This is a genomic window from uncultured Lamprocystis sp. (assembly GCF_903933125.1).
Lineage (GTDB): Bacteria > Pseudomonadota > Gammaproteobacteria > Chromatiales > Chromatiaceae > Thiodictyon.
Map to the genome: position 1 here is coordinate 1 of NZ_CAIZIZ010000149.1, position 7,030 is coordinate 7,030.

Sequence of the window (7,030 nt, forward strand, 5' to 3'; positions counted from 1 at the left end):
CAAGCCCCGTAGGAGCCCGCTTGCGGGCGACGTGACCTGCCGGAATCGCGTCATTGTGCCCCCACCCGTCGCCCGCAAGCGGGCTCCTACGGGTTGGATGTTTCGCGGAAATCACCTTACGTAAGATTGTGGAGCAACAAAAAACCTTTATATTGACTCATGCTCTTATCCTAGGGGCTAAGTCCGACAGGCTGCTAGGGCCCCGCAAACATCGAAGATCGCACCCTCTGCGTCGTCGGGCGGCAGGCTTAGACTAAGTCGGGTGGGGCCATCGGCAGTCCATGACGGCAATCGGGCAGCGAGACCAGGATCGGGGACGGTCTTATGAATGCGCAACTGCATCGCTTTGCCATGCTTCTCCGCTGTCAGCCTGACGCCCAAGCCGTACGCACGCAGGCGAAGCTGTGACTTTGTGTGGGTGTCGGTCTGGGGGATCAACTGCAGTTTCACCCGCCGATCGAGTTCCGCGCGCCGGGCATTAAGGCGAAGGTATAGGTCGTAGACGTAGAGATCGTGACGACCGTTGCGGTGTGTTCTTTTCAATAAGAAGGCGGAATCCTCCTCCAGCCGCAACATGCGCCGTTCGCAGTAAGCGATGAGCCTCGGTTGGGCGACGAGACGAGCGCGCATGCCGGGGACCGGAGCGTCGTCTTGGCCCTGCACGCCCTTGGCGACGATGGCGCGCAGCGAGCTGATCGGATCCTTGGGGTCTACTTGGGCGAGCACAGCGCGCACTACGTCGCGCCGGTCCTCGCGGTCGGGCACCCGCGTGTCGGCCCGTAGGAGTCGACGCCAACTGGCATCGCGGTCCTGGTCGTCGAGCAAGCTCAATTTGCCCCCCTTTGGCAGGAGATAGTCTCCGGTGGCCAAGAGTGCCCGCTCCCACAAGAATTCCGGAAAGGGCGCGAGCCATCCCTTGTCGGTCTCAGGGAACACGGCGCAGGTGCGCGCGTACCAATCCTCAAACGACGCGCGCAACACGCCGTCCTCCGTGTTGTCCCAGTCGCACTGATCGGTTGGCGCGACACGATCCACTAACCCAGCCCAGTGCAGCAGGAACTCGATACTGCCGCGGAAGTACGGATGCGTCTCGGCGCGCTCAATCAGGGGTCGCCACCGGGGGTCGCGCAAGATCAGCAGCGCCTTCAATCGCTCCTCGCGCTGTTGTTGCTCGTTAAAGCCGGGGCGCTCGTCCAGACCACCGGCGGCGACCTGCACGAGGAAATCGGCACCGCCGGGCTGGGCGATCTCAGACAACTGCCAGGTGCGGCGCAGTGCCGGAATCAGGCGATCATGACGGTCGATGTCCGTGTTGTAGGCGAGATTGGTCAGGACGCGGATCCAATCATGAAGCGCGCTCTGCGCCGCCGCGCTGCCGAGATCGTTCGGGTTACGCAGCAGGAAGGTGCACCAGGCACAGAACACCACCCAGTCGACCAACGTGAGACCGTCGTCCTGGTTCGCGCCGCGGGCGAGCAGCACGCGCTGGAAGACGGCCGCCTCGTTCATATAGCGGGTCTGAGGTAGAAAGACGGGCGCTGCCGGGTGTCCAGCGAGTGTCTCCATCAGGCTGGCCAGTTGCTCGACGAAGCCGCGGTCCAGGCAGCCCAATTCCTTGAAGAACAGCAGCCCGGGCTCTGGCGTGGCAAGGATCTGCTTGATCTGTTCGTAGACCAGCGCGTCCTCGCTGTGGCTGACGCAGTGCACGACGGCCACGGCGCGGATGAGGTGCATGAACCGGGTGTCGATCTCAGTGGTTTCCCCGCGCTGGCGCCACATGAAATCGGTCCACGCGATGTCGAACTGTCGGCTGATAAACTGGCGCCAAGTGATGCCCTGCTCGGTTGGCCAGGGCTCGTTGGGGAATGCCTCGCCCACAAAGCGTTCGATCTCCGCCTTGAACACCTCGAACGAGGTCAGTGCCTTGCCCCGTGCGTTCATCTTTACGTACAGGTCATCCGAGAGATTGAAGTTTTCGAGCAGCAGCAGGTGGAAGGTGATGGCTGGCGAGGTCTCGCAGACGAGCCGCGACCAGGCGCCCTTGGCGGTGTGTAGGCGCTGGTGGATCGCGTCGAACATCGTGAGGCAGCCACGGACTGTCGGATCCCGGAGCCAGTTCCGGACGAACCAAACGGCATCGGTCAACCAGAGGGACAACGCTTGCGGCTCGTCGCCGAGGGCCGCCGGCGGCACCGGTGCCAACACGAGCGCATCGAAGAACTCACGCGCCGCCGGCCGTGTGCGGTAGGTAAAGCACGAACCACCGCCCGGCAGCGTCATCCACGACCGGAACTCGTCGAACGCGCCGTCCAGACAAGCCAGATACCAGTGCAGCAGGAAAAGTGTCGTCAGCCGCTGCTGTCCATCGAGCGGCTCAAGCGTCTTCGCGCGCGCGTTCCATCTGCCATAGACGAAGTCCAGATCCACAGCGGCGGTGCTCTTTGCCGTGGGGTCCAGCGCCTCGGCGAGGGCGTCGAGGAAGCGCCCGCGTACTTCGCGGCTGTGCTCATCCGAGCGCCCTTGCGCGTAGTCGCGCTGGATGACCGGAATCTCCACACGCCGGCCATCGCCGAACAGCGCGCGGAAACTGGTGTGCCCTGTCTTCATACGACCTCCTTGCGGTCCACCAGCGGCGCGAAAAATTGCTGCAAGGTAGCAGTGATTGCGTCGCTATAGGCCTTACGGTCGGCACGATCCCAAAGCATCAGTTGCGCCGCATGCGGCGAGTAGTACTTCAGGAAGACGTTGCGCGTAGCAGGAGGGATAAACTGACCCTGCTTGTCGAGATCGATGATACGCATGCGCTTCACGGGAAAGATTGCGTTCTGATAAGACCGGTTGGTGCCCAAGTCCAGCAGCGCCAGGTTGGACAGCGCGTCGTCCTCTCGCCCATCGGCCTCACCGCTGAGTGTGCGAACACGATCAAATACCGCCTTGAACGCCTGTTCTTCGGGTGAGGGCGCGGCGATCAGTGCCGCAATCTTTTTTGCGAGCGCCTCCGACTCTGCCCGATTACGCGCGGTCGCCACCGGGCTCACCACGAAGTCGCGAGCGTGCGTCAGCCAACGCCGACGATCGGCGGCGGCTATGGGTATGTATTCGGCCACCGACCGGACATGTTCGATGTCCCAGGTGTTGTTCTTGAACCCGTCGAACTGGAACCGCTGGGTGGACGCCGTCTGCTCCAGGAGGCCCGCGATATTGAACAAGAGCAAGACCGGGCGGACCGACGCCGAACCGTAGCTGAGCGCGTCGATGCGCTCGGTGATTCGCCGTGCCAGTTCAGGCGCCGTGAGGCCGTCAGCGGGAAGCTCGGCGGCGCGTGGGCCGGCAAAGCGCCGCCAGGCCAACCGCCGGAGATGTCGGTCGAATGCCGTGGCGGTGGACTTCCTGCGTTCCAGCAAGAGATCAAACAGAACCCGGGCCTCGGCCTGGCGCGACCGGGCGTCTGCCGTCTTGTCCGGGGTGACCGTGGCGACGAGAAAACCGACAAGGTGGTACAGGACGCGCTCCTCATACCAGTCTTCCAGTGTCTGAGTGAGCGTTTTGAACTCCTGCCACAAGGGCCACACCTCGTCCGGCTTGGCATCCAGCAGTGCCTGGAACGCCAGAAACGTCGCCAGCGGATCATTGGCCAGGTCGCCCTCCGTGTGCGCGCGCTTCATGCGAATGAAAACATCGAACAGGTACTCGATGCGCGTCGGCAGAGCCGAACCCTTGTTCTGCAAAAAGAACCAGTAGGCATCCTCTTGCAAGCGGCGCTCGATCAGGTCCCAGTCCTGCGGGATCTGCTGCGCGTCGCGCTGCTCCAATTGTGGTTCACGGTCAGACCGCAGCAGTTGCGCGCGGATCAGCTCGGCGCTCGTCAGCGGGATGCGGCCCACGTTCAGCCTCACGAACGCCTGTACCGGGTCCTGATGCTCGCCGAGCTCATACCAGATGACGCGCACGTTCGGCGCGTCGCCATCAGGGCCTGTGAGGCATTCCAGCAGCCGCAACCGCAGCCCGCCGTCCCGCCCGGCAAACCAGCGCTCGATGGCCTGGTAAGCCTCGTACATGTGGTGATAGTCGATGCACCGCTGGGCACCCTCGGCGGTAGGCTGGCTGAGAAACTCGGCACTGCCAGGGCGCGTTTGATAGGAAATCTCATAGCAACCGCGGCCAAATATCGCCGCAACGTTCTGCAACGCCCGGAGGATCAGGTAAATCGTGGTCAGCCGCTGTTGGCCATCGACGAGTTCCCATTCGTTCGGGCCGCGGCGGACGATGACTACCGGCTGCAGGCAATAGAAGTTCGTCGGGTCGGTCCGTCGCGACGCCAACTGGAACGCGGCCAGATCGTCCAGCAGCGCCTCAACCTGTCGCGCCGTCCAGCGATAGCCACGCTGGTAGGATGGGACAAAGAACTTGTCCTTCAGGAGATCAAAGATCGAACGGAGTTGCAGCGTCGATGTGGCCGTCATGTCCAGGATAAGTCCGATTTGATGGGTTGTTAACAGGGCGATTCCTGGCCCGTGCCGATGCTCACCTGCTACGGCGACACACTCATTCACGAGACCGCGGGCGGTCATCAGGATGTGCCGCCGCGCCCCTCAATGCAGCACCGCGTCCAGGCTGTCGGCGGTGAGGATGCGCTCGGACCAGGAGAGCACGGGTGGCATCGCCGACGATTGCTCGCGCTATTTTCCCCCGCCACTATCCGTCCGGATAGCCCTCAAGGCAATACGGATTGAGAAACTGCCGCTGCCATAACGCCTGTCGCTCGGTCGTGCCAAGCTCGGCCTCGTCGCAAACGGTTAGCCACTGGCGACTGACAACATCGCACTGGTGGTCGATCAAGGCGCGGGCCTGCGCGGCGCCGAGCCCAAAGGCGGGTGCCGCGGCGAGGCAGGTGCCAAGCCGGCTGTCGCGCCGCTCGCCCGTCAACAGCATCGCTTGGCTCGCCTCCCCGCCGGTGCGCACCTGCGGGCAGATGTCGTAGGCCGGGGTGAGCCGATAGGTGCGGCCGTCCCAGAAGGCGGCGTGGTTACGTGCATGGTCATCGGTGTTGCCGCACAGGACATTGAAGACCATGCGGCCGTAAAGCTCGGCGAGGGTCGCGCGCGCATCGGCAAAGTCCCGGCGGATAAGGTGGGCCAGGTCCTCATAGCTGGCATAGCGCGCCTCCATTTCGCGCAGTCCGAGCAGCGTTAGCGCGGACAGCATGGCGCGCCGCTGCCAGCCGTCGCCCTGGCGCACGCGGTCGAAACGCTCAATCAGGAGCACCTCGCGGCCCAGCGAGCGGGTCAGCGCGACCGGGGCGATGTCCAGACCCGCCAGGCTGGCCAGACGCATGGCGAGATATTCCGCCTTGACCACGTTGTGAACGTCAGTGCTGGTAGAGAACTTGGCGATGTACTTGCGGGTGCCGCTGGTCAGCAGCGCCTTGGGGCGGGCGCCGCCGACCGAGGTGCCATGCTGGAGGGCCAGACTCAGGGCCGGGGACAGGGGTTCACCGCGCTCCAAGTGCAGGGCCGCATCCAGCAACGCGTCCAGACTGGCCTCGGTGGATGCGCGCGGCTGGTAGTCGGATGGCGAAGCCTGGAAATCCAGGGCGCCGATCCGGTCGGAACCCGACTCCAACAGGTAGGTCAGTTCGTCGAACTCGACCAGCGCGGCGTCCTGGCCGCGGCGTCCGGTCAGCCGATTGATGATGACGCGGCGTCCCCAGGCATCGGGCGCCGCGTCGCGCAGACAGGCGTGGAGGTCGTCGTCGCGGCGGCGCTGCCCGCCCGGTTGCAGCGGCAGTTCGTCCGGGAAGAGGCTGATCGCAGCGTCGCGCCGCAGGTAGGATCGCCCATAGGTGAAGCCATAGCCGCCCCGCGCATCCCGGCTCAGCACGCCCGCGACCACCGGCGCGAGCGCCCCCGGCAGCCAGACCCAGACATAGGCCCGATTGGCGTGGATCCCGCGCTCAGAAGTCATCGTCCACGGGCTCCGTGGCCGGACGACGGACCCGGGAGGGCAGCAGCGTCAGCTTTTCCTGTTGGCGGAACAGCTCCCGTTCCAGTTCCCGCGGCGATTCCTGTCCGAACAGCGGGATATCCACCAAGGCGGCGGCCTCGAAATAGGTGCCGATGGCCACGCCCGGCTCGCCGCGGGTGATCCGTCGGACGGTGATGGTCCCCACGCCGATCCGCTGCGCAAGCGCGTCCCGTGACCAGCCCTTGCGGATCCGGCCTTCCTCGATCAGACCGCCCAGGAGGCGCAGGGCCTGGCGGGCGGCGGGAGAGAGCATGCGGGGACTGAGAGGCACTGGTTATTAAAGCAACGGTTAGGGCGTTAACTGATCATATAATAGATGCGCGCCACGTTCAGCACGATGAGTCCGGCGTCTCTGCCCCCGTTATGGCTGCGTGCTGGCGCGGCTTCCAGCCCGACTTCGCCGGCTTCTGGCTCCTGCGCTTCTGCGCTTCTGCGCTTCTGCGTGGGAGCACGTGCTGACGCTCTGCGTTCAGCGCCAAGACCGGACGCTAAGCGCCCGCCTGGCATTCCCACGCCGGAGAGATTGTGAAAGCCCGTAGCCCGTAGGTTGGGGTGAGGAACGAACCCCAACATTTCCAGGTGTCGCGGATGGCGCATCGTTGGGCTTCGTTCCTCGGCCCAACCTACGGCGGTCCGCTTTTCACCCGGGGTCGGCAAGGTCTCCCAGCCACCTGCGCGACCTACTGTCCGAGGCCCTGCGCGCCGACCCGAGCGATCCCCAGGCCCCGCCCCCGCCGCTGGGCTTCCTGCAACCCGCCCTGCACCTGGTCGACGACCGGCTGATCACCGCTCTCGGCGCTCGGCCCGCAGGCCCTGGCCCGCGATCCGGGCCTGGCGCTGAAGCTCCGCCACCGGGGTCATCTGCCGGCCTTGATCATCGTTGTGCGACACGAAGTCGCGTAAGTGAATGTTCTACAAGAAGTCGCTAGGAGGCGGCCTGATAGAACCGACGGTTTCTCCCGTCGTAGCCTAGGAGCACATGCGGGACTGGTAACGGTCCGGTGTG

The 7,030-nt window shown here is 64.6% G+C and carries 4 protein-coding genes; all 4 read right to left on the reverse strand.

The genetic code is table 11. The annotated features are described in order from the left end of the window. Positions 1-177 precede the first annotated feature (177 nt). Complete coding sequence (locus tag QZY03_RS07490; RefSeq protein WP_295579709.1) at positions 178-2,607, reverse strand: DUF262 domain-containing protein; 2,430 nt, start codon at positions 2,605-2,607, stop codon at positions 178-180. Beyond that, positions 2,604-4,463, reverse strand: a complete 1,860-nt coding sequence (locus QZY03_RS07495; protein WP_295579711.1) for a DUF262 domain-containing protein — start codon at positions 4,461-4,463, stop codon at positions 2,604-2,606. Before QZY03_RS07495 ends, QZY03_RS07490 begins: the two co-directional genes overlap by 4 nt. A 232-nt stretch (positions 4,464-4,695) precedes the next feature. Further along, entirely contained in the window at positions 4,696-5,964 is a 1,269-nt protein-coding gene (locus QZY03_RS07500; protein ID WP_295579713.1) for a type II toxin-antitoxin system HipA family toxin, read from the reverse strand. Then, positions 5,954-6,277: a helix-turn-helix transcriptional regulator gene (locus tag QZY03_RS07505; protein WP_295579715.1), complete on the reverse strand. Its 324-nt coding sequence runs from the start codon at positions 6,275-6,277 to the stop codon at positions 5,954-5,956. The genes QZY03_RS07500 and QZY03_RS07505 overlap by 11 nt, the downstream gene beginning before the upstream one ends. Positions 6,278-7,030: the final 753 nt, after the last annotated feature.